17 protein-coding genes are annotated in these 21,883 nt (G+C 72.2%); 6 read left to right on the top strand and 11 right to left on the bottom strand.

Going from position 1 to position 21,883, the window contains the following annotated elements:
- The 3 genes from ACWGB8_RS26315 to ACWGB8_RS26325 form a co-directional block, all read right to left on the bottom strand.
- On the bottom strand, positions 1–215 hold a 215-nt coding region (locus ACWGB8_RS26315), incomplete at its 3' end, for a hypothetical protein (RefSeq protein ID WP_452216071.1).
- A 313-nt stretch (positions 216–528) separates the two neighbouring features.
- Entirely contained in the window at positions 529–3,042 is a 2,514-nt protein-coding gene (murJ, locus tag ACWGB8_RS26320; protein ID WP_452216072.1) for a murein biosynthesis integral membrane protein MurJ, read from the bottom strand.
- A gap of 57 nt (positions 3,043–3,099) precedes the next feature.
- Positions 3,100–5,622: a DUF6049 family protein gene (locus ACWGB8_RS26325; RefSeq protein WP_452216073.1), complete on the bottom strand. Its 2,523-nt coding sequence runs from the start codon at positions 5,620–5,622 to the stop codon at positions 3,100–3,102.
- Between the two features lie 363 nt (positions 5,623–5,985).
- On the opposite strand from ACWGB8_RS26325, the gene ACWGB8_RS26330 reads away from it, so the two are divergent.
- Positions 5,986–7,410: a CCA tRNA nucleotidyltransferase gene (locus tag ACWGB8_RS26330; RefSeq protein ID WP_452216090.1), complete on the top strand. Its 1,425-nt coding sequence runs from the start codon at positions 5,986–5,988 to the stop codon at positions 7,408–7,410.
- Positions 7,411–7,479: 69 nt separating this feature from the next.
- Here ACWGB8_RS26330 and ACWGB8_RS26335 read toward each other — a convergent pair whose 3' ends face one another.
- From ACWGB8_RS26335 to ACWGB8_RS26355, 5 genes are all read right to left on the bottom strand, one after another.
- A complete protein-coding gene (locus ACWGB8_RS26335) occupies positions 7,480–8,529 on the bottom strand; it encodes an LppU/SCO3897 family protein (RefSeq protein WP_452216074.1) in 1,050 nt (349 codons plus the stop codon).
- Between the two features lie 31 nt (positions 8,530–8,560).
- Entirely contained in the window at positions 8,561–9,316 is a 756-nt protein-coding gene (locus ACWGB8_RS26340; protein ID WP_452216075.1) for an LppU/SCO3897 family protein, read from the bottom strand.
- A 104-nt stretch (positions 9,317–9,420) separates the two neighbouring features.
- Positions 9,421–10,764, bottom strand: a complete 1,344-nt coding sequence (locus tag ACWGB8_RS26345; protein WP_452216076.1) for an MFS transporter — start codon at positions 10,762–10,764, stop codon at positions 9,421–9,423.
- 123 nt (positions 10,765–10,887) lie between these two features.
- Positions 10,888–11,970 (bottom strand): inositol-3-phosphate synthase, encoded by a 1,083-nt coding sequence (locus ACWGB8_RS26350; protein ID WP_452216077.1) that lies wholly within the window; start codon positions 11,968–11,970, stop codon positions 10,888–10,890.
- Positions 11,971–12,093: 123 nt separating this feature from the next.
- The gene (locus ACWGB8_RS26355; RefSeq protein WP_452216078.1) at positions 12,094–12,798 is read right to left on the bottom strand and encodes a PadR family transcriptional regulator; all 705 of its coding nucleotides are present in this window, start codon (positions 12,796–12,798) and stop codon (positions 12,094–12,096) included.
- Positions 12,799–13,116: 318 nt separating this feature from the next.
- Between ACWGB8_RS26355 and ACWGB8_RS26360 the strand changes: the two genes are divergently transcribed.
- Both ACWGB8_RS26360 and ACWGB8_RS26365 read left to right on the top strand, forming a co-directional pair.
- Positions 13,117–15,696, top strand: a complete 2,580-nt coding sequence (locus ACWGB8_RS26360; RefSeq protein WP_452216079.1) for a transglycosylase domain-containing protein — start codon at positions 13,117–13,119, stop codon at positions 15,694–15,696.
- Positions 15,697–15,811: 115 nt separating this feature from the next.
- The gene (locus ACWGB8_RS26365) at positions 15,812–17,380 is read left to right on the top strand and encodes a glycosyltransferase family 87 protein (protein WP_452216080.1); all 1,569 of its coding nucleotides are present in this window, start codon (positions 15,812–15,814) and stop codon (positions 17,378–17,380) included.
- A gap of 91 nt (positions 17,381–17,471) precedes the next feature.
- On the opposite strand, the gene ACWGB8_RS26370 is transcribed toward ACWGB8_RS26365, so the two are convergent.
- From ACWGB8_RS26370 to ACWGB8_RS26380, 3 genes are all read right to left on the bottom strand, one after another.
- The gene (locus ACWGB8_RS26370) at positions 17,472–18,506 is read right to left on the bottom strand and encodes an alanine racemase (protein ID WP_452216081.1); all 1,035 of its coding nucleotides are present in this window, start codon (positions 18,504–18,506) and stop codon (positions 17,472–17,474) included.
- A gap of 49 nt (positions 18,507–18,555) precedes the next feature.
- Entirely contained in the window at positions 18,556–19,674 is a 1,119-nt protein-coding gene (locus ACWGB8_RS26375; RefSeq protein WP_452216082.1) for a lipid II:glycine glycyltransferase FemX, read from the bottom strand.
- A 281-nt stretch (positions 19,675–19,955) separates the two neighbouring features.
- Positions 19,956–20,255: a hypothetical protein gene (locus ACWGB8_RS26380; protein WP_452216083.1), complete on the bottom strand. Its 300-nt coding sequence runs from the start codon at positions 20,253–20,255 to the stop codon at positions 19,956–19,958.
- Between the two features lie 325 nt (positions 20,256–20,580).
- On the opposite strand from ACWGB8_RS26380, the gene rpsF reads away from it, so the two are divergent.
- The 3 genes from rpsF (at position 20,581) to rpsR (ending at position 21,882) form a co-directional block, all read left to right on the top strand.
- A complete protein-coding gene (gene rpsF / locus ACWGB8_RS26385; RefSeq protein WP_452153782.1) occupies positions 20,581–20,871 on the top strand; it encodes a 30S ribosomal protein S6 in 291 nt (96 codons plus the stop codon).
- Positions 20,872–20,967: 96 nt separating this feature from the next.
- The gene (locus tag ACWGB8_RS26390; protein ID WP_452216084.1) at positions 20,968–21,567 is read left to right on the top strand and encodes a single-stranded DNA-binding protein; all 600 of its coding nucleotides are present in this window, start codon (positions 20,968–20,970) and stop codon (positions 21,565–21,567) included.
- A gap of 78 nt (positions 21,568–21,645) precedes the next feature.
- Positions 21,646–21,882 carry a 30S ribosomal protein S18 gene (rpsR, locus tag ACWGB8_RS26395; protein WP_030304537.1) on the top strand — a complete coding sequence of 79 codons (237 nt, stop codon included), beginning with the start codon at positions 21,646–21,648 and terminating at the stop codon, positions 21,880–21,882.
- Position 21,883: the final 1 nt, after the last annotated feature.

Genomic DNA, 21,883 nt, shown 5'->3' on the forward strand with positions numbered 1-21,883 from the left:
GCCGCGCGCCGGGCCGCGGAGCCGCCGCCGGCGGCCAGCTCGGCGGCGATCTCGGCGGTGGAGAGGGGTGCGGTGATCTCGGAGGTCTCCTCGCCGTCGGCGGCGGGCTCCGCGGTGTCGCCCGCGAGCCCGTCGATCGCCGCGGCCAGTGCGGCTTCGTCCGTCGCCTCGTCAGCTGCCGACGTGTCGACGACCGCCTTGGTGCCATCAGCCACCGTGGTCCTGCCTCCCCTTGTGTCGCCCCGGCCTGAGAGAGTCGCTCGGAGCAGGGGTCTCGGGGGGCCGCCGTGCTCCAGGACAATTGTGCCCACTCTTCACCACCGGGTACGACCGCGGAAGGGGCCTGGTGGTTGCGCGAAGGTGGAGAGATGTGGTGCAGATCCGGCGCTGGGCCGCCACCGGAGGCCCCCGGGGTCCGGGGGAGCCGATGGCGGCCCAGTGCCCGCCGCGCGGTGCGGCGGAGGATCGGGTGCGTCCGGTTGACGCCCGGTCGGGGCGCTCGCCGGGACGCCCGTCGCGTCCGGTGGTTCAGCGGCCGAGTCGGCCGCGCACCATGCCCAGCATGGCGTTCAGCTCCTCGATCCGCAGCCGCTTCGCGATGATCGCGAAGACGGCCAGCTGGAGGCCGCCCGCGACCACGACGGTCAGCACGCTGCCGAACCAGCCGCCGACGGCCAGCTGCACCGCGAACGAGGCGCCCACGCCGACCAGGGCGGCCGGCGCGCAGGCCGCGATCAGTCGGCTGTAGGTCTTGCCGATCCGCTTGGTGTCCAGCCCGCCGATCCGCTTCTTCAGCTTCGGCACCGCCACTGTCACCCCGATGGCGTAGGCGAGGCCGTAGCCGAGCGCCATGCCGGTGACGGTCCACTCGGCCGGCAGGGTGAACCAGCAGAGCAGCGAGAAGGCGGCCTGGCTGACGGCCACCCAGACGGTGTTGGAGAACGGCGTCCGGGTGTCCTCGTAGGCGTAGAAGCCGCGGAGCATCACGTACTGCACCGAGTAGGGGATGAGGCCCAGCGCGAAGGCGGAGAGCATCAGACCCACGTTGGTGGCGGACTCCAGGGTGGTGTCGTTGCCGCCCACCGCGTAGATGGTGCGGCCGATCGCCGGGCCCAGCGACAGGAACAGGAACGCCCCCGGGACGACCGCCACCGCGGTGGTGCGCAGCCCGTACGAGATGTCGTCGCGGACCGCGCCGGCGTCCTCGTCGGCGGCGGCGCGGGAGAGCCGGGGCAGCACCGCGCTCATGATCGAGACGGTGATGACGGCCTGCGGCAGCTGCCAGATCAGCAGGGCGTTGGAGAAGGCGGCGAGGCCGACGCCGGTGTGGCCGGTCTTCTCGGCGGCGCTTCCGGCGGCGGTGGCCAGCTGGGTGATGACCAGGTAGCCGGCCTGGTTGGCGAGCACGAAGAAGAACGTCCACTTGGCCAGCCGGGCGGCCTTGCCGAGGCCGTGGCCGCGCCAGTCGAAGCGCGGGCGGAAGCGGAAGTCGGCGGCCCGCAGGTACGGGATCATCGCCAGCGCCTGCACCGCGAGGCCCAGCAGGGTGCCGAGGCCGAGCAGCCGGACGCCCTCCGGGGTGATGGTCTCCGGGGTGACGCCGGTGCTGCCGAAGCCGCCGAAGACCCAGATGTAGGCGCCGAAGGTGAAGATCACCACGATGTTGTTGAGGACCGGGGTCCACATCATGGCGCCGAACCGGCCGCGGGCGTTGAGGATCTGCCCCATCACCACGTGGATGCCCATGAAGAAGATCGTCGGCAGGCAGTACCGGGCCAGGGCCACCGTGGTCTCGGCGCGCTCCGGGTTCTCCATCATCGGGTGCGCGATCAGCTGCACCAGGACGGGGGCGCCGACCACGGCCAGGAAGACCACGCCGCCGAGCCCGACCATCACCAGGGTGAGCAGCCGGTTGGCGTAGGCGGTGCCGCCGTCGTCGTCGTTCTTCATGGCGCGGACCAGCTGCGGCACGAAGACGGCGTTCAGCGCGCCGCCGCCGATCAGGATGTAGAGCAGGGTCGGCAGGGTGTACGCGGCGTTGTACGAGTCACCCATGACGCCGATGCCGATGGCGGCGGTGATGACCATCGTCCGCAGGAAGCCGGTGCCCCGGGAGACCAGGGTGCCGGCCGCCATGATCGCGCTGGAGTTGAGCAGGCCGGCGACCTTGCCGCCGCCCTTGGCGGGCGCGGCGGCCTTCTCCTCGGCGGCGAGGTCCGCGAGCGGCTCCACCGCGGGCGGCACCTGGACGGCGGCCACCTGCATGGTGGCCTCCTCCTCGGAGAGCGGCGGGTCGAACTCGATCGGCGGGACGAACGGACGCTCGCCGTGGCCGCCCGGTCCGTGGCCGGGGTGGCCGCCGTGCGGGCCGTGCCCGCCGTGGCCGTGCAAGGGCTGCTGCGGACCGCCGGGAAACGGCTGCGGAGCGGCCCCGGGACCGGCCGGCGGCACCACCGGCGGGACGGGCTGCTGCACGCCGCCCTGCACCCCGCCCTGCGGCGCCGGGGCGGCCTGCGGACCGGGCGCCTCGGCCCGGGGGGCGCCGAACAGCGCGTCCACCCCGACGTACTCGGTGGTCTCGGTGTCCCAGCGGGAGTGCGCAGGCCCGGGCTGCCACTGCTGGCCGGCGGCCCAGTCGGCGCCGGCCGCGGCGGGCTGCGGCTGCTCCCAGGCCGGGGTCTCCTGCCGGGGCGGCCGCGGGGCGGGCTCGTCCCAGCCGGGCTGCGCCGGGGTGTCCCACCCGGGCTGCACCGGGGGGACGGGCGGCGCGAACGCCGCCGGGGGCACCGGCGTCGGGTAGTCGCCGCCCTGCGGCGGCAGCTGCGGCGGCACGTCGTACGCGGCGGCCGGCTGCTCCGGCGCGGCCGGCCCGGCGGCCCGCAGTCCGTACGGGTCCTGGTCGGCCCGGGGCCCCTGGTACGCGTCGGCGGCGTACGGGTCCTGGGCGTAGGTGTCGGCCACGTACCAGTCGCCGGACGGCGACTCGGCGCCCGGCCGGGCCTCACCGCGTCCCGGTGGCCGCTCCTCGCTGCGCCCGGTCATGTCACCTCTTCGCTGTCGTGGGGGAGGCCGCCCTGGCGTGGGGCGGTATGGGCGGTGTCAAGGACCAACCTTCTCATCACCGGTGGCCCGATCCCGGCCATCTGCGGCCCTGCCGCGCGGTGTCTGCGCAGCTCCCGCACGTTCGGGGCCGTCCTGGCCCGCCGCGTCGTCGTCGGCGGCGTCCGGCTCCGGCTCCCCCTCGGCGGCGCCGGCCGCGGCCGGGTCGGCGCCGGTGTCCGGGTCGTCGGCGGGCTCGGGGGCGAGCGGCGCGTCCGGGTCCTCCAGCGGTTCGTCGCCGCGCCGCTTGCGCTGGCGCTGGAACCGCAGCGCCGCCAGCAGGAACAGCACCAGGCCGCCGCCGAAGACGTACAGCACGCCGTTGGTCACCGAGGTCACCTCGGCGGTGAAGACGACGGGGTCGCTGTACGGCTGCGGGTCGGGCCCGGTGGTCCACAGCTGGGCGGTCATGGTGACCGGGCCGTTGTTGTGGGCCTCGACCGGGAAGCGCAGGGTGACGCCCTGCGAGGCGGGCAGCACGATCTGCTCGGCCGGGCCGACCCGCAGCCGGTTGGGCTGGCTGGAGGTGAGCCGCAGCTCCAGGTTGGTGACGGTCTGGGTGAGGTCGTTGCGGACGCTGACCTGCATGATCCCGGAGTCGCCGGGGAAGGTGATCTCGCTCTTCTTCGGCACCTTCACCGCGTCGACCAGGCCGTGCAGGTAGACCGAGACACCCTTGCGGAACTCGTCGCCGGCCGGCGGCCGGCCGCGCCAGGCGGTCGACATCGAGCGGACCATCGCCGCGCTGAACGGGCCGCGCACCCGCTCGGGCAGGGTCAGGACGCGCATCAGCTTGTCCAGCTCGCTCTGGACGCCGATGGTGCGGGTCAGCGCCGAGGAGGGCAGCTCCGAGGAGCGGGCCGGAGCGGGGTAGTCGATGGCGGCCGGCACCGAGCCGTTCGCCCGGCCGTCCGGACCGCCCTTGGCGACGGTGTCCAGCCCGACCTGCTCCACCCACTTGCCGGCCTGCGCGGTCTGCAGCGCCCGGGCCAGCACCTTGGCGGTGCTGACGGTCAGCTCGCGCGGCGGCATCACCAGCAGGCCGCGCTGGTTCTGCGGCTCCTGGCGGGAGATCACGAAGGTCTCGGCGAGGAAGCGCTGCACCGCCAGGGTCTGCGCCTGCGGGTCGGCGAGGTCGCCGCCGAACAGCGCCGAGACGGTCGGGTCGGCGACCACCGCGGTCTGCCCGTTGCCGATCGGCCGCGGCGCGGTCGGGGTGTACTTCAGCGCGCCGGACTCGGGCAGGCTCGCGCCGTTCGCCAGCACCAGGTTGGCGCCGCCGCGCTGCGCGGTGGCCGCGATCTGCTGGTCCAGCAGGCCCTGGTACGGCCAGGCGGTGTCGGAGCGGGCGTCCACCCCGAGCCGGCCCTCGACGGTCAGCCGGCCCGCGGTGCCCGCCTGGAGCAGCGCGGTGTCCATGCCGGTGAGGTCGGCGCCGTTGTGCGCGATCGAGGCGAGGTCGGGGTCGGCGTACGGCAGGGCCACCACCTCGCTGCCCTGCTTGGCCACCGCGGCCCGCAGCTTCTCCAGCCAGGCGGCGGCCGCCGCCTGGCCGGTGCCCAGTACGGTGTTGTCCTCCTTGGCCGACTGGCCGTCCGTACCGGGCTTCTGCACCCGGTACTGCCGGGTCATGGCGTACGCGGTGTCCAGCAGGTCGGGGTCGATCACCCAGGTCAGGCCGGGCAGCTTGGCGCCGATGTCCACCAGCTCGTACAGCCGGCCGTTCGGGGCGAACTCGGCGGCCAGGCCGTCGTTGCGCAGCACCGGCATGTTCTGGTCGTTCTCGGAGTACGTCTGGGCGGCGAGCACTGGCGTGTGCACCAGCGGCCAGAGGGTGGCCGTCCGCAGCGGCTGGGCCTCGGCGGGGCTGGGGTTGTAGGGCAGGAAGGTCCGGGCGATGCCGAGGGCCCGCTCGCGCTGGTTGTCCGCGGTGGAGCCCCAGACGTCCACGGCGAGCTCGAAGACGCCCTCCTTGCCGGCCAGGCCGAGGTCCTTCGCCGAGACACCCAGGGTGTACTCCTGGGACTGGCCGGGGCCGAGCTCGCCGATCGCGTGCTGCGGGCTGTCCAGGGCATAGCCGTCGTTGGAGCCCGGGTTGCCGCGCGAGGCGACCGAGGCCAGCTCGCTGCGGGCGGTCAGCGGCCGGTTGTTCGCCGGCTGGCGGACGCCCGCGTGGGCGCCCTTCAGCACCGACCGGCCGGCGTTGGTGACGTGGCCGGTGATCGTCACCACGTCGTTCGGGGAGGCCGCCGGCGGGGCGTCCGGGGCGACCCCGACGGCCACGCTCTCGACGGTCATCACCACCGGGTACTCCGCACTGGCCTCCGCCTCGGCGGCCGGCCGGGCCCCACCCGCCGTGGCCGCGCCCGCGGGCACCACCGGCAGCAGCACCAGCGCGGCCGCCAGTCCGGCGGCCAGCCGACGGGCCACCCGCCCCCTGCGGCGCCCGGGCGCGGCTTCGCGCCCGGAGTGCCCGTACGCCTTCAGGGCCTGCCTCATGCCCTGCCGTGCCGGCTCGCCCACGCGCTTCGCCTCGCCGTTCCCGATCGCCCGCTGGTGCTCGATCGCTTGATGCCAGATGCTGCAGATTGCCCGTACCGGCCGAAACGATCGGCCGTGGAAAGTTCGGCCGTCCGCCGTCCGGCCGGCCGTGATGGCACGCGGCACGGCAACCCGCCTCCGGTGCCCGGGAGTCGCTCCCACCGGCATGGTAACGACGCGGCCGGGTGCACAGTGTTGCGGGCCTCGGGGTGAGCACGGCGAAACGCGCGGGCGGTGGTGCTGCCCGGGCACGTACCCTTGTGAGCCGTGTCCACTGCCAATGAGTCCACGGCCCATGAGTCCAGCACCCATCATTCCAGCTCCGCCGCCCCGGTCGTCCCCGGCCTGACCCGGGCCCAGACCCTGGGCCTGCAGGAACTGCTCCGGGTGTCCCCGGTCGCCGACGAGATCGCCCGCCGCTTCCAGGCGGCCGGCCACCGGCTGGCGCTGGTCGGCGGCTCGGTGCGCGACGCCCTGCTCGGCCGGCTCGGCAACGACCTGGACTTCACCACCGACGCCCGCCCGCAGCAGGTCCTCAAGCTGGTCAAGGGCTGGGCCGACGCGGTCTGGGACGTCGGCATCGCCTTCGGCACCGTGGGCGCCCGCAAGGACACCCCCGAGGGCTCCTTCCTGATCGAGATCACCACCTACCGCTCCGAGGCGTACGACCGGACCTCGCGCAAGCCCGAGGTCACCTACGGCGACACCATCGAGCAGGACCTCGTCCGCCGCGACTTCACCGTCAACGCGATGGCCGTCGACCTCCCCGGCCGGGGCTTCGTCGACCCGCACCGCGGCCTGGAGGACCTGGAGGCCCGGGTGCTGCGCACCCCCGCCACCCCCGAGGAGTCCTTCTCCGACGACCCGCTGCGGATGATGCGCGCCGCCCGCTTCGCCGCCCAGCTGGACTTCGACCCGGCCCCCGAGGTGGTCGAGGCGATGACGGCGATGGCCGAGCGGATCTCCATCGTCTCCGCCGAGCGGGTCCAGGCCGAGCTCAACAAGCTGCTGCTCGCCGCCCACCCGGTGAAGGGCCTGCGGCTGCTCGTCGACACCGGCCTGGCCGACCACGTGCTGCCCGAGCTGCCCGCGCTGCGCCTGGAGCGCGACGAGCACCACCGGCACAAGGACGTCTACGAGCACTCGCTGACCGTCCTGGAGCAGGCCATCGACCTGGAGCAGGACGGGCCGGACCTCAGCCTGCGGCTGGCCGCGCTGCTGCACGACATCGGCAAGCCGCGCACCCGCCGCTTCGAGCCGGACGGCCGGGTCTCCTTCCACCACCACGAGGTGGTGGGCGCCAAGATGACCCGCAAGCGGATGCGCGAGCTCAAGTACTCCAAGGAGCTCACCGAGGACGTCTCGCGCCTGGTCGAGCTGCACCTGCGCTTCCACGGCTACGGGGGCGGCGAGTGGACCGACTCGGCGGTGCGCCGCTACGTCACCGACGCCGGTCCGCTGCTGGAGCGCCTGCACAAGCTGACCCGCTCCGACTGCACCACCCGCAACCGCAAGAAGGCCGCGGCGCTCTCCCGCACCTACGACGGCCTGGAGACGCGGATCGGCGAGCTGAAGGCCCGGGAGGAGCTGGACGCCGTCCGCCCCGCGCTGGACGGCAACCAGATCATGGAGCTGCTCGACCTGAAGCCCGGTCCGCAGGTCGGCAAGGCGTACAAGCACATGCTGGAGCTGCGGCTGGAGCACGGCCCGATGGAGCACGGGGAGGCCGTCGCCGCGCTGCGCGCCTGGTGGGCCGAGCAGCAGGGCTGAGCGGCCCCGTACGCACCGGAGGGGTGGCACCGGCGTTCGCCGGCGGCCACCCCTCCGCGGTTCCCGGTGTCAGGAGGTCGGCACCTTGCCGTTCACCGGGGCGAGGCAGAGCACGAAGCTGGTGCCGGTGCTGCCCGCGTCGCGCCGGAACCAGCTCTCGGCGGTCGGGTACTTCTCGCAGGCGCTCTCGGCGTCGGTGGTCCCCAGCACCTTGGCGACCACCTTGTACTGGGCCCGCGCGTCGCTGCAGTCGAGCATGGTGATCCGCGGGTTGGGGTCCTTGGTGGCGGAGGGGCCGTTCTGGTTCTCGTTGCGCAGGCAGTCGCCGGCCTTGGCCCGCTCGACGTCGCTCGGCACCCGGCTCGGCGGGGCGGACGGCCGCGCGGCGGGGCTGCTGAACTCCGGGATCGGCGGGATCGAGAACGAGGGCATCGAGAAGCTCGGCATGGCCGACGGGCTCGGCATCGTGAAGGGCGCGTCGTACGCGTACGGCGCCGGTGCGCGGTCCCGGCCGCCGAACGCGCCGGTGGCGAGCAGCAGGATCATCGAGGTGATCGAGAGCACCGGCAGCAGCAGCATGAAGATCTGCGGCCGCTTGGTCAGCGGGACGCCCGGGTCGAGCTGCGGCCCGTGGGTGCCGGGGGCCGGCGGGGGCAGCTGCTTGATCCGGTTGTGGGCCGCCAGGTTGCGCAGCAGCGTGATCGGGGTGAACAGCGCGGAGAGGTAGCCCCACCAGCCGAGGACCAGGGTGCTCGCCGACATGTCCCGGACCATGGCGGTGCCGCAGGTGCGGCAGAACGGGCCCGGCTGCTTCAGGAACCGCATGATGATGATCAGGCCCTGGTGGCCCCGCACGGCGGTGTCCACGGCGGGGAAACCGCCGCAGAACCGGCAGACCGGGCCGCCGGGCGCCGCGTACGCCTGGCCGTAGCCGGGCTCGGGGCCGGTCGGGTAGCCGTAGCCGGGCGGCGCGGGCTGGTGCGGCAGCGGCTGGCCGGGTGCGGACGGCTGCGGGGGGTACGGCTGGGCCGCGTAGGGCTGGGGCTGCGGTGCGGCGGCGTACGGGTTGTCACCGGTGGGCGGCGGCCCGTACGGAACCTGGGGAGGCGGAACGGTCATGAGGTCCCCCGGGGAAGGCGGTCGGTTCGGTTCAGGGCTTCTTGACGGGTACGCCGGTCGGCGAGACCGGGCCGAGGCAGAGCACGTACCTGGTCTTGCTCTTGCTCTTGCGCCCGCCGCTCTTGCCGGAGATCGACGCGGTGACCCCGGGGGTCTGGGTGCACCGGGTGGTGTCGGTGGTCCCGGTGTGCTTGGCCAGCACCTTGTGGGTCGCCTTGGCGTCGCTGCACTTGACGACGTCCACGTCGCTGGAGGCGCTGCCGGCGACCTTGACGCAGTCGCCGACGTCGGCGCTGCTGACGCTCGGGCCGAGCACCAGGTAGCCGACGCCCAGGGCGCCGAGGCCGACCACCACGCCGACGATCTTCAGCTTGGTCTTGCCGCTCATGCCCTTCTTGCCGGACTCCTGCATGGCCGGGACGGCGTGCGGAGGCCCCGCGACCGGCCCCGGGCCGGGCGGCTGCCCGTACCCCGGCGGCGGGCCGTACGGCGGCGGCTGCTGTCCGTACGCGGGCGGCTGCCCGTACGGCGGCGCGGGCTGGACCGGCGGCGGCGCGGCCGGGTAGCCGTACCCGGGCGGGGCCGGCGGCTGCCCGTAGCCCGCGGGCGGGGGGCCGACCGGCACGGGCTGCGGCGCGCCGTACGGCGGCTGCCCGTACGGGGGTTGGCCGTGCGGCGGCTGTCCGTACGGCGGGGCCGGTGGGGCGCCGTAGGGCTGCGGTGCGGGCTGCGCCGGCGGGTACCCGTACCCCGGCGGCGGGCCGTACGGGTGGTGCGGAGTGGTCATCGGTTCCCCCGTGGAAGAGCGCTGTCGCTGCGACAGACCTGACGTACCTTAGCGACTCGCTCGGACGCGCTCCGGCCCGAGGTGGACGGCGGAGCGGTGGGGGATCAGTGCCGCAGGTCGGCGGGGTCGGCCGGGTCGGCGGGCCGGCGGCGGGCGGCGCGGGCGAAGACCAGGGCCGCGAGCGCGTACACCGCGGACACCCCGAGCACCACCGTGACGGAGCGTCCGGAGAGCGGCAGCACCAGCGCGGTCACCAGGGCGGCGGCCACGAAGGCGACGTTGAACAGCACGTCGTAGACGGCGAAGACCCGGCCCCGGAAGTCGTCCTCGACGGTCTCCTGGACGACGGTGTCGGCGCAGATCTTGGTGCTCTGGGTGACCACGCCGAGCAGCCCGGCCGCGATCAGGCAGGGCACCAGCGAGAAGCCCAGGCCCAGTGCCGGGACGAAGACCACCGGCGCCGCCAGACAGGTCGTCATCCACCCGGTGAGCCCGAACCGGCGGGTGCACCAGGGGCTGATCAGGGCGGCGACGAAGAACCCGGCGGCGGACAGCCCGACCGCCAGGCCGAGGGTGGCCAGGCCGGCCGCGATGTCGTCGGGGTCGTTGAAGGTGTAGCGGGAGAGCATCACCACGACCACGATCAGCACGCCGTAGCAGAACCGGGCGGCGGTGACGGCGGCCAGCGCGTGCACCGCCGGACGGCAGTCGCGGACGAGGTGGCCGACGGCGGCGCCGAGTTCGCGGGCGGCCTGGGCGACGGCCCGGCCCAGCGGCGGGCGCTCGGGGCGGTGCTCGGGACCGAGCAGGTCGCGGTCCATCCGGGCGGCGGCGAGCGCCGCCGAGAGGTAGAGCAGGGCGGCGACCGTCACCAGGGCGGCGTCGGCGCGCGGGCCCGGGTCCATCAGCTGGTGCAGCAGGAAGCCCACCCCGGCCCCGGAGGCCGCGGCGACGCTGCCGAGCGTGGGGGAGAGCGCGTTGGCGGTGACCAGGTGCTCCTGGACGACCACCCGGGGGAGCGCGGCGGAGAGCCCGGCCAGGATGAAGCGGTTGAGCGCGGTGACCAGCAGCGCCGAGCCGAGGAACACCCCGGTGGGGACCCCCGCGAGCAGCAGCCCCGCGGTGACCAGGCCGAGCCCGAAGCGGGCCAGGTTGCCCCAGTAGAGCACCTGCCGGCGGCGCCAGCGGTCCAGCAGCACCCCGGCGAACGGGCCGACCACCGAGAACGGCAGCAGCATCACGGCCAGGACCGAGGCGATGTCGGCGGGGGAGGACTGCTTCTCCGGGGAGAACACCACGTAGGCGGCGAGCGAGACCTGGAAGACCCCGTCGGAGAGCTGGGAGAGCACCCGGGCGGTCAGCAGCCGGCGGAAGTCGCGCCCCCGGAGCAGTCCGAGCAGGGTGGCGCGCGGTGCGGACTGGGTGCTGCCGTTCTCCGTGATCGCCACCCGCCCAGATTGCCATGGAAGGGTCTGTGTTTCACGTGAAACATTGCCCCGGAAACGGTGAAGGGCCCACGGTCGTCGACCGTGGGCCCTTCCGGAGCACCGGAGCTGTCGATCAGCTCAGGTTCAGCGCTCGACCTCGCCCTTGATGAACTTCTCGACGTTCTCGCGGGCCTCGTCGTCGAAGTACTGGACCGGCGGGGACTTCATGAAGTACGAGGAGGCGGAGAGGATCGGGCCGCCGATGCCGCGGTCCTTGGCGATCTTCGCGGCGCGCACGGCGTCGATGATCACGCCGGCCGAGTTCGGGGAGTCCCAGACCTCCAGCTTGTACTCCAGGTTCAGCGGGACGTCGCCGAACGCGCGGCCCTCGAGGCGGACGTACGCCCACTTGCGGTCGTCCAGCCAGGCCACGTAGTCCGAGGGACCGATGTGGACGTTCTTGGCGCCCAGCTCGCGGTCGCGGATCTGCGAGGTGACGGCCTGGGTCTTGGAGATCTTCTTGGACTCCAGGCGCTCGCGCTCCAGCATGTTCTTGAAGTCCATGTTGCCGCCGACGTTCAGCTGCATGGTGCGCTCGAGGATGACACCGCGGTCCTCGAACAGCTTCGCCATCACGCGGTGCGTGATGGTGGCGCCGACCTGGGACTTGATGTCGTCACCGACGATCGGCACGCCGGCCTCGGTGAACTTGTCCGCCCACTCCTTGGTGCCGGCGATGAAGACCGGCAGGGCGTTGACGAACGCGACCTTGGCGTCGATGGCGCACTGCGCGTAGAACTTGGCGGCCGCCTCGGAGCCCACCGGCAGGTAGCAGACGAGGACGTCGGCCCGGGCGTCCTTCAGGGCCTGGACGACGTCGACCGGAGCGGCGTCCGACTCCTCGATGGTCTCCAGGTAGTACTTGCCGAGCCCGTCGAGGGTGTGGCCGCGCTGCACGGTGACGCCGGTCGGCGGCACGTCGCAGATCTTGATGGTGTTGTTCTCGCTGTTGCCGATGGCGTCGGCCAGGTCGAATCCGACCTTCTTGGCGTCGACGTCGAAGGCGGCGACGAACTCCACGTCACGGACGTGGTAGTCGCCGAACTGGACGTGCATCAGCCCGGGGACCTTGCCGGCCGGGTCGGCGTCCTTGTAGTACTCGACACCCTGCACCAGCGACGCGGCGCAGTTGCCGACGCCCACGATGGCTACGCGAACCGAACCCATTCCGGTTGCTCCCTGTGATCTCATGAGCGCCGCCGGCGTCGGCGGTGCTCGTCCTGCTTCTTCAATGACTGCTGACGGGCGCGAGGCGCCCACTCCTGCCGCGCGCACAGGGCTGACGCGGTGTCAGCGCTCCTGGGTGGAGCGCCCCGGGCGGTCGTACGGTGGCCCGGGCGGATCCGGGGACCCGTCCTCCTGGCCACGGCCGTCCGAAGTCGTGTGGGGTACTGCGGTGTCCGGACCCTGGGCGGTGGGCCCTCCGGTCCGGCCGGTGCGGTTGGCCCGCTCGGTCTCGATCAGCTCGTTGAGCCACCGGACCTCGCGCTCCACCGATTCCAGCCCGTGCCGCTGCAGCTCGACGGTGTAGTCGTCGAAGCGTTCGCGGGCGCGGGCGAGCGAGTTGCGCATCCGCTCCAGCCGCTCCTCCAGCCGGCTGCGGCGCCCCTCCAGGACGCGCATCCGGACGGCCCGGTCGGTCTGTCCGAAGAACGCGAAGTGGACGCCGAAGTGCTCGTCCTCCCAGGCGTCGGGACCGGAGTCCGCGAGCAGCTGCTCGAAGCGCTGCTTGCCCTCGGGGGAGAGCCGGTAGACGATCTTGGACCGCTTGCCGTTGAGCGCGGTGGCCGGGACGTACTCGGTGTCCGGGTTGTCCTCGACCAGGAAGCCCTGGGCGACCAGGCTCTTCAGGCAGGGGTAGAGCGTCCCGTAGGAGAAGGCGCGGAACGAGCCGAGCAGGACGTTGAGCCGCTTGCGCAGCTCGTACCCGTGCATCGGGGCGTCGTGCAGCAGGCCGAGAACGGCGAACTCCAGTACTCCCGAGCGTCTGCTCACTGCCGTCCTCCTCCCGGCTATGTCGCTCCGATGTATCGGCTCGATATATCGAGAACAGTAAACCGGGCCCCCCGAACGGGCAAGGGGGGCGCGCGTGAATGTGATCACAAGGCGGCGCGCGGGTGCCTTGGGCAACGGGCTTGTAATGATCTGACGGAGCTTTGCGGCTATTGGTCGCCAATGCCCGATTGGCTCGGTTTCAGAGGTGCGTACGCTGTCGCGTGTGCACGAGGACCACCTCCGATTCAGGGCGGTTGCGGGCATCGGACGTGAACCCTGCCTTCAGGCTCGACCGCCTGGCGAGGAGTAGCTGGAGAAATGAGCGAACGACGGCGGAGGTCGCCCGGCGGCGGCGATGGGCAGCGCCCGAACGGTGTCCGGGAGACGGCCCAGCAGCCCCGGATGACCCGGGCCGAAATGCGCAGGGCCGGCCAGAAGGGCGGCGGCCGCCGCGGCGGCCCCGAGCCGTCCGCCGGCCCGGGCAAGCCGGGCAAGAAGCGCTTCATCGACTACCCGCGCTTCGGGAAGCAGGGGTTCCGGCGGTGGCTGCCGTCCTGGAAGCTGATCCTGACGACCTTCCTCGTCTTCTTCGCCACCGGCGTCACCGGGGTGTGGATCGCCTACGCCAACACGCGCGTGCCGGCGATCCACGAGATCCTCAAGGCCCAGAACAACATCTACTACTGGGCCGACGGCAGCGAGATGACCCGGACCGGTGACGGCAACCGGCAGATCGTGGAACTCGGCGACATCAGCCCCAACCTCCGCAAGGCCGTCATCGCCGCCGAGAACGAGACCTTCTACACCGACAGCGGCATCGACCCCAAGGGCATGGCCCGCGCCGTGCTCAACATGGCGACCGGCGGCGAGACCCAGGGCGCCTCGACGATCACCCAGCAGTATGTGAAGAACGCCTACCTGACCCAGGAGCAGACCCTCACCCGCAAGGTGAAGGAGTTCTTCATCACGCTGAAGATCAACGAGGAGTACAGCAAGGACGAGATCCTCCGGGACTACCTGAACAGCAGCTGGTTCGGCCGCGGCGCCACCGGCGCCCAGGCCGCGGCCCAGGCGTACTACGGGGTCAACGCCAAGGACCTCGACATCTGCCAGAGCGCCATGCTGGCAGGCCTGCTCAAGGGCGCGACCTTCTACGACCCGACCGTCGACGCCAACAAGGCCCGGGCGGAGCAGCGCTGGCGCTGGATCCTCGACCGGATGGTGACGACCAAGAACGCCACCGCCGAGGAACGGGCCAAGTGCACGGCCTTCCCGGCGCCGATCCCGCGCAAGTCCTCGTCCAACCTGAACGGCCAGATCAGCTACCTGGTCGACACCGCCAACAAGTTCGTGATGAACAAGGACAAGACGGTCACCCAGCAGGGGATCGAGCGCGGCGGCTTCCGGATCTACACGACCTTCCAGAAGGACAGGGTCCTGGCCCTGGAGAAGGCCGTCAACGACGTCAAGGGGGAGACCCTCAACGTCCAGAAGCGGCCCGAGAAGGACAAGTGGGTGCAGTTCGGCGCGGCCAGCGTCGAACCCTCCACCGGCGCGCTGGTCGCCATCTACGGCGGCGACGGCGTGGAGAACAACCACTTCGACAACAACGCCGACGCGCAGGGCATCCAGATCGGCTCGACCTTCAAGCCCTTCGTGCTCGCCACCGCCATGCAGATGGGCGTGCAGACCCAGAAGGGCGACGACGGCAAGCCGAAGCGGATCAACGCGGACAGCCGCTACCTCTCCGACGACCTCTCGGAGATCCGCAAGGTCGACGGCTCGCTGGTGATCGGTGACGACGGCAAGCCGTACCGCCAGGAGAACGAGGACAACAACCGCCAGCGCGGCTACGTCTCGCTGCGCCAGTCCATGCAGTGGTCGTACAACGTGCCCTTCGTCCAGCTCGGCCAGGACGTCGGCAACGACAACGTGGCCAAGATGGCCGAGCAGATGGGGCTGCGCAAGGAGACCTTCGCCCCCTCGAACACGGTGACCTTCCCGCTCGGCACCTCCACCGCCAGCCCGATCCGGATGGCCGCCTCGTACGGCACCTTCGCGACCAGCGGCAAGCAGGCCGACCCGTACTCGGTGACCAAGGTCGTCGCCGCCGGCCGGGAGCTTCCGGGCTTCAACAAGCCGGCGGTCAAGCAGGCCCTGGAGCCCGCCGTCGCCGACAACATCACCGACGTGCTGGTCAACGTGGCCAAGAACGGCACCGGCTCCAAGACCGTCACGCTCGGCCGCCCGGTGGCCGGCAAGACCGGTACCACCGACAAGAACAAGTCGGCCTGGTGGGTCGGCTACACCAAGGAGCTCTCCACCAGCATCGGGATGTGGCGCGAGAACCCGGAGAAGCACGAGCTGGAGTCGCTCAACGGCACCGGCGGCAAGGACTCCATCCACGGTGGTGACGTCCCGACCGACATCTTCACCCGGTACATGAAGGCCGCGCTGGCCAATGTGCCGAAGTCGGAGTTCAACAAGCCGACCCCGGTCGGCGAGCAGGTCGACTCCTCCGGCGCGCCGAAGACCCCGACCATGACCGCCTCGCCGACGGCCACCGAGACCGGTCCGTCCGCCAGCGCGGACCCGGGCCAGCCGAACCCGCAGCCGACCAACACCGCGCCGCCGGCCTGCGTGCCCGGCGTGGACTGCCCCAACCCCGATCCGACCCCGACGCCGACCAGGACCAACGGCAACGGCAACGGCGGCGGCAGCGGCGGCGGGGGCTCCAGCCCGACCTGCGGCCTCATCCCGCTCGGCTGCAGCTCACCGCCGGCGACCTCGTCGCCCAGCGCCCCGGGCACCGGCAAGCCGACCCGGCCCACCAGCACCCCGACCGGCGGGGCCGGCGGAGCCGGCGGCAACGCGGTCCAGGGGGCCGCACCCCAGTAGCGGGCCCGGAACAGCGGTGGCCGTCCTCCTTCCCGGAGGGCGGCCACCGTCGTTCCCCCGCGATTTCCCCCGCCCCTTCTCGTTCGGCGACGGCCGGTGCGGCAGGATGTCCGGCATGACGTCGAGCGCGCATGACGAATCCGCAGGGCGGAGCGGACCGCAGGCCCCCGCCGGGAGCACCGCGCCCCCGGCCGACACCGTCCTGCCGAACACGGTCGTCGTCCCCGCGGACGACGACCCGGTCGCGGCGGCCGGCAGCGAGGTGACCGGCGGCCCGCCCGGGCGCCGGGCCCTGCTCGGAGTCTCCTGGTGGATCCCCGCGCGCTTCCTGGCGCTGACGGTGATCGTGGTGTCGGTGCTGGGCATGGTGCAGAAGCTGCCCTGCTACAACGGCGCCTGGTTCAAGCCGGGTTCGCCGCAGTACATCCACGCCTGCTACAGCGACATCCCGCACCTGTTCTCCGGACGCGGCTTCGCGGCCGGCCTGAGCCCGTACCTGGACTCGGTCCCGGGCGCCACCGGCGATCTGCAGTACCTCGAATACCCGGTGCTCACCGGGCTGTTCATGCAGGTCGCGGCCTGGCTGACGCCCGGTGGCGGCAGCATGGAGCGGCAGGAGCAGTGGTTCTGGGCGATCAACGCCGGGCTGCTGATGGCCTGTGCGGTGGTCGCCGTGGTGGCGCTCTCCCGCACCCACCGCCGCCGCCCCTGGGACGCCCTGCTGTTCGCGCTGGCGCCCTGCCTGCTGCTCAACGCCACCGTCAACTGGGACCTGCTGGCGGTCGCGCTGGCCGCCGTGGCGATGTGCTGGTGGGCCGGCTCCCGCCCGCTCTGGGCCGGCGTGTTCATCGGCCTGGCCACCGCCGCCAAGCTCTACCCGCTGCTGCTGCTCGGCCCGCTGCTGGTGCTCTGCTGGCGGGCCGGCCGCCGGCGCGAGTTCCGCCTGGCGCTCGGCGGCGCGGTCGGCGCCTGGCTGCTGGTCAACCTGCCGATCATGGTCGCCAACTGGCAGGGCTGGTCGACCTTCTACGTCTTCAGCAAGCACCGCACCGAGGACTACGGCTCCTTCTGGCTCATCCTGATGCAGAACCGCGGGGTGCCCCTGGAGACCCTGGACCTCTTCATCGGCGTGCTGATGGTGCTCTGCTGCCTGGGCATCGCCTGGCTGGCGCTCTCCGCGCCGCGCCGCCCGCGCTTCGCCCAGCTGGCCTTCCTGGTGGTGGCCGCGTTCGTCCTGGTCAACAAGGTGTACTCGCCGCAGTACGTGCTCTGGCTGCTGCCGCTCGCGGTGCTGGCCCGGCCGCGCTGGCGGGACATCCTGATCTGGCAGGCCTGCGAGGTGCTGTACACCCTCGGCATCTGGTCGCACCTGGGCTTCGTCACCGGCCCCAAGCAGCACGGGCTCGGCGAGACCTGGTACCAGTTCGCGATCGTCCTGCACCTGCTCGGCACGCTCTACCTGTGCGGCCTGGTGATCCGCGACATCCTGCTGCCGGACCGCGACCCGGTCCGCTGGGACGGCAGCGACGACCCCTCCGGCGGGGTGCTGGACGGGGCGCCGGACGCCTTCGTCCTCGGCGCGGCCCGCGACCTGCGCGAGGAGGAGAGCTACGCCGACTACGCGCCGGCCGGCCCCGAGGACTGGCTGCGCAAGCCCGAACCGGAACCGGCCGACCGCGTGTAGTCCCGCCGCTCGCCGTCCCCCCGTTCGCCGTCCGTCCGCGGGCCGCCGCCGTCCCCGGTGGCGGCCCGCGTCCGTCGGGCGTCCGGGTCGGTCAGCGGTCCACCACGCGGTCGAAGTGCGTGGTGGTGTGCCGCACCTGGAGGCCGAGCTCGTCGCCGACGGCCGGCGGCGCGGCCTCGTTGTCCAGGAACAGCAGCGAGACCTGCATGTGCGGCGGCTCCGCGAACCAGAGCTGCTTGCCCGCCCAGCTGTACGGCGACTTGGTCTTGTTGACCGTCGCCAGCCCGGCCCGGGCGATCCCCTTGGCCCGCGAGGACATGCCCTGCACGTACTTGGGGGCCTCCAGGCCGATGCCGTGCGCGGTGCCGCCGGCCACCACCAGCAGGTGGCCGTCGGTCGGCGCCGGGTGCTGGCGGTAGCCGTAGCGCTCGCCCTTGGCGATCGGGGTGACGTCCAGCACCGTGGCCCGGACCGCCAGCGCGCCGTGGTCGCCCAGCCAGAGCCGGGTGCCGATCCGGGCGCGGAAGACGATGTCCGGGTAGCGCTGGGCCAGCTGCGCCATGCCGCCCGAGCCGAGGTGGCTGACGAACACGGTGTGCACCGGCACCCCGGCGGCCCGGGCGGTGTCCACCCAGTACGCGACCTCGGCGACCGGGTCGGAGCCGTCCGGGCGGTCCATCGGCAGGTGCAGCGCCAGGCCCTCGAAGGTGACGCCCTCCAGCTCGGCGGCGATCGCCGGCAGATCGGCGGCGTGCACACCGTGCCGGCGCATGGTGGTCATGCACTCCACCACGACCCGGGAGCCGTGCAGCGCGCGCAGCCCGTCCAGGCCGGACACGGTGCGGATCACCCGGGCGTGGGGCAGCGGCAGGACCTCCTCGCCGACCCGGAACGGGGTCAGCACCAGCAGCTCGCCGCCGTACCAGTCGGCGGCGTCCGCCGCCTCGTAGGCGGTGCCGACGGCCAGCACCCCGGTGCCGAGCAGGGTCGCCTCCTCGGCCAGCCGGTGGTTGCCCAGGCCGTAGCCGTTGCCCTTGGCCACCGGCACCAGGCCGGGGAACTCGGCCAGCACGGACTGCTGGTGGGCGCGCCACCGGTCGGTGTCGAGGTAGAGCGACAGCGTCATCGGGTCATCTCCCAGGGGATCTCGGTCACGGCGCGGTGGTCGGGCGCGGTCAGCGCCGCGACATGTAGAGGTCGAGCGCCTTGTGCAGCAGCTTGTTCAGCGGGAAGTCCCACTCGCCGAGGTACTCGGCCGCCTGGCCGCCGGTGCCGACCTTGAACTGGATCAGGCCGAACAGGTGGTCGTCCTCGTCCAGCGTGTCGCTGATGCCGCGCAGGTCGTAGACGCCGCCGCCGAGCGCGTAGGAGTCGCGCATCATCCGCCACTGGATGGCGTTGGACGGCTTGACCTCGCGCTTGTGGTTGGCGGAGGCGCCGTAGGAGTACCAGACGTGCTCGCCGACGACCAGCATCGTGGTCGCGGCCAGCGGCTCGCCGTCGTGGTAGGCGATGTAGAGGCGCATGCGGTTCGGGTCCTCGGCGGTGAGGGCCTGCCACATGCGCTGGAAGTAGGAGAGCGGGCGCGGGGTGAAGCGGTCGCGCTCGGCGGTCACCAGGTAGAGCTGGTGGAAGATCGGCAGCTCGTTGTAGCCGCCCTGGACGACCTCGACGCCGCTCTTCTCGGCCTTCTTGATGTTGCGGCGCCAGAGCTGGTTGAAGCCCTTCTGGATGTCGTCCAGCGAGCGGTTGGCCAGTGGCACCTGGAAGACGTAGCGCGGCTGGACGTCGCCGAAGCCGGCGCCGCCGTCGTCGCCCTGCAGCCAGCCCGCCTTGCGCAGCCGGTCGGCGACCTCGAAGGCCCGCGGCTCGTACCAGTCGGCCTCGACGTCGCGCAGCCGCTTGGCCTGCTTGGCGGCGATCGCCTCCTTGATGGTGGGGGCGTTCCAGCGGCGGATGACCACCGGCGGGCCCATCTTCACCGAGAACGCGCCCTGCGACTTCAGGTGCGCCAGCATCGGCTGCAGCCAGCGGTCGAGGTCCCGGTCGAACCAGTCGATGACCGGGCCCTCGGGCAGGTACGCCAGGTAGCGCTTGAGCTTCGGCAGCTGCCGGTAGAGCACCAGGCCGGCGCCGACGATCTGGTTGGAGTCGTCGATCCAGCCGATCGACTCCGAGCGCCACTCCGCCTTGACGTCGCCCCAGGACGGGACCTGCATGTGGCTGGCCGAGGCGCGGCTCCTGATGAAGGCGAGGTGCTCCTCGCGGGTGATCGTCCTCAGGCGCAGGCTCATGCTCGGTGCTCCTCGTCGGTCGGGCTGTGGCGGCCCCGGGTTCTCGGGCTGACCTTATCGTCCGGGGCCCCGGCGGCTGTGGGCGCGGCAGCGCCCCCGTGCGCACCTTCCCTCAGGGAAGTACGCGACGGGGGCGCCTGGGGTTCCGGACGCGCCGGGGCGTGTGTCGGGGTGCGTGCGCCGGGTGGGTGCGCCGGGGCTTCGGGTGGTGGACGGCGGGGCGGGTGGCGGGCGGTCGCCAGGGGTGCCGGGGCGGCCGCCGGGCGGGTGCCGGGCGGGTGTCAGCCCCAGAGCCCGCCGCGGGCGATGCCCAGGTAGAAGCCGAAGGCCGCGGCGACGGTGGAGATCATCAGGACGAAGCGCTCGGCGGTCGTGACGGAGATGAACTGCCCCCAGAGGCCGGCGATCATCCCGAAGAGGCCGGTCCACGAGGTCAGCAGATGGAGGTTGTGGAAGAACGAGGTCGTGAACGCCACGACGCCGAAGACGGCGGCCAGGGCGACCAGGGTGTTCTCGCGGGGGTGCGGGTGGCCGTCGGTGTTGAGGGTGAGGGCCGGGAACCGGTGCATGGACTGGGCCATGGAAACCCACCTCCAGGGGGGAGGGCGACGAACGAGCAGGAAACCCGTTCCGTCCAGATTGCGGCGATAGGGCGGGGATCACAACCCCTATGCGTTTTGTTCGGCCGTACGGGTGCGGGTAGGCTGTGCCCTCTGCACTGGTGTAGTTGTGCCCCCTTGCGCCCTTCTCCGGGTCGCCCGTCCCCTCCCGGGGTCGGCGGGGGCCGATTGTCGGACCCGGCCACTACGGTGAAGCCGGTGTCGTCACTGCTCCGGTGCCGACGCTGCACAACCCTCCTGCCACGGAGAGACCGTGGCCGCTGAGTCCAAAGGAGGTGGGTTACTCATGCGTCACTACGAGATCATGGTCATCCTCGACCCGTCGGTCGAGGAGCGCGCCGTGTCCCCGCTGATCGAGGGCTTCCTCAACGTCGTTCGCCAGGGTGGCGGCAACGTGGAGAAGGTCGACACCTGGGGTCGCCGCCGTCTGGCGTACGAGATCAACAAGCAGTCCGAGGGCATCTACTCGGTCATCGACCTCAAGGCCACGCCCGAGGTCGTCAAGGAGCTCGACCGTCAGCTCGGCCTGAGCGAGTCGGTTCTCCGGACCAAGGTCCTGCGCCCGGACACCCACTGAGCCACCTCTGAGGCCTTCGGGTCTCGGGTAGCTCGCGAGTGGTGTTTCACGTGAAACATCACTGAACGGACATCTTCCCGAGAGGTCATCTCCACCATGGCAGGCGAGACCGTCATCACCCTCGTCGGCAATCTCGTCGACGACCCCGAGCTGCGCTTCACCCCGTCGGGTGCGGCGGTCGCGAAGTTCCGCATCGCGTCCACCCCCCGCACCTTCGACCGCCAGACCAACGAGTGGAAGGACGGCGAGAGCCTCTTCCTCACGTGCAACGTCTGGCGGCAGCCGGCGGAGAACGTCGCCGAGTCGCTCCAGCGGGGCATGCGCGTCATCGTGCAGGGCCGGCTGCGCCAGCGGTCCTACGAGACCAAGGAAGGCGAGAAGCGGACGGTCTTCGAGGTCGAGGTCGACGAGGTCGGTCCGAGCCTGCGTTCGGCGACGGCCAAGGTCACCCGGGCCAACCGGTCCGGCGGTCCCGGTGGCGGCGGCTTCGGCGGCGGCCAGCAGGGCGGCGGCCAGGGCGGTGGCTGGGGCGGCGGTGGCGGTCAGCAGGGCGGCGGCTGGGGTGGCAACTCCGGCGGCCAGTCCGGCCCGTCCGACGACCCCTGGGCCTCCAGCGCCCCCTCTGGTGGCAACCAGGGTGGCGGCAGCTGGGGCGCCCCGTCCGGTGGCGGCTTCTCGGAAGAGCCCCCGTTCTAAGAGCTGACAGATTTCGTGCGGTCCCGGGCCGGGTGCCCTCTGGCACCTCCCGGGTCGTGAACCCCAATGGAGCACACAATGGCGAAGCCGCCTGCTCGCAAGCCGAAGAAGAAGGTTTGCGTCTTCTGCAAGGACAAGGTCAACTACGTTGACTACAAGGACACGAACCTGCTGCGGAAGTTCATCTCCGACCGCGGCAAGATCCGTGCCCGCCGGGTGACCGGCAACTGCACCCAGCACCAGCGCGACGTCGCCACGGCCGTGAAGAACAGCCGTGAGATGGCGCTGCTGCCCTACACCAGCACCGCGCGCTAAG

This window comes from Kitasatospora sp. NPDC054939 (genome assembly GCF_053610105.1).

Coding starts and splice junctions, on each gene's coding strand:
- murJ (WP_452216072.1), bottom strand. CDS start 3,042: ATGACCGGGCGCAGCGAGGAGCGGCCACCGGGACGCGGTGAGGCCCGG.
- ACWGB8_RS26335 (WP_452216074.1), bottom strand. CDS start 8,529: ATGACCGTTCCGCCTCCCCAGGTTCCGTACGGGCCGCCGCCCACCGGT.
- ACWGB8_RS26340 (WP_452216075.1), bottom strand. CDS start 9,316: ATGACCACTCCGCACCACCCGTACGGCCCGCCGCCGGGGTACGGGTAC.
- ACWGB8_RS26350 (WP_452216077.1), bottom strand. CDS start 11,970: ATGGGTTCGGTTCGCGTAGCCATCGTGGGCGTCGGCAACTGCGCCGCG.
- ACWGB8_RS26360 (WP_452216079.1), top strand. CDS start 13,117: ATGAGCGAACGACGGCGGAGGTCGCCCGGCGGCGGCGATGGGCAGCGC.
- ACWGB8_RS26365 (WP_452216080.1), top strand. CDS start 15,812: ATGACGTCGAGCGCGCATGACGAATCCGCAGGGCGGAGCGGACCGCAG.
- ACWGB8_RS26370 (WP_452216081.1), bottom strand. CDS start 18,506: ATGACGCTGTCGCTCTACCTCGACACCGACCGGTGGCGCGCCCACCAG.
- ACWGB8_RS26375 (WP_452216082.1), bottom strand. CDS start 19,674: ATGAGCCTGCGCCTGAGGACGATCACCCGCGAGGAGCACCTCGCCTTC.
- ACWGB8_RS26380 (WP_452216083.1), bottom strand. CDS start 20,255: ATGGCCCAGTCCATGCACCGGTTCCCGGCCCTCACCCTCAACACCGAC.
- rpsF (WP_452153782.1), top strand. CDS start 20,581: ATGCGTCACTACGAGATCATGGTCATCCTCGACCCGTCGGTCGAGGAG.
- ACWGB8_RS26390 (WP_452216084.1), top strand. CDS start 20,968: ATGGCAGGCGAGACCGTCATCACCCTCGTCGGCAATCTCGTCGACGAC.
- rpsR (WP_030304537.1), top strand. CDS start 21,646: ATGGCGAAGCCGCCTGCTCGCAAGCCGAAGAAGAAGGTTTGCGTCTTC.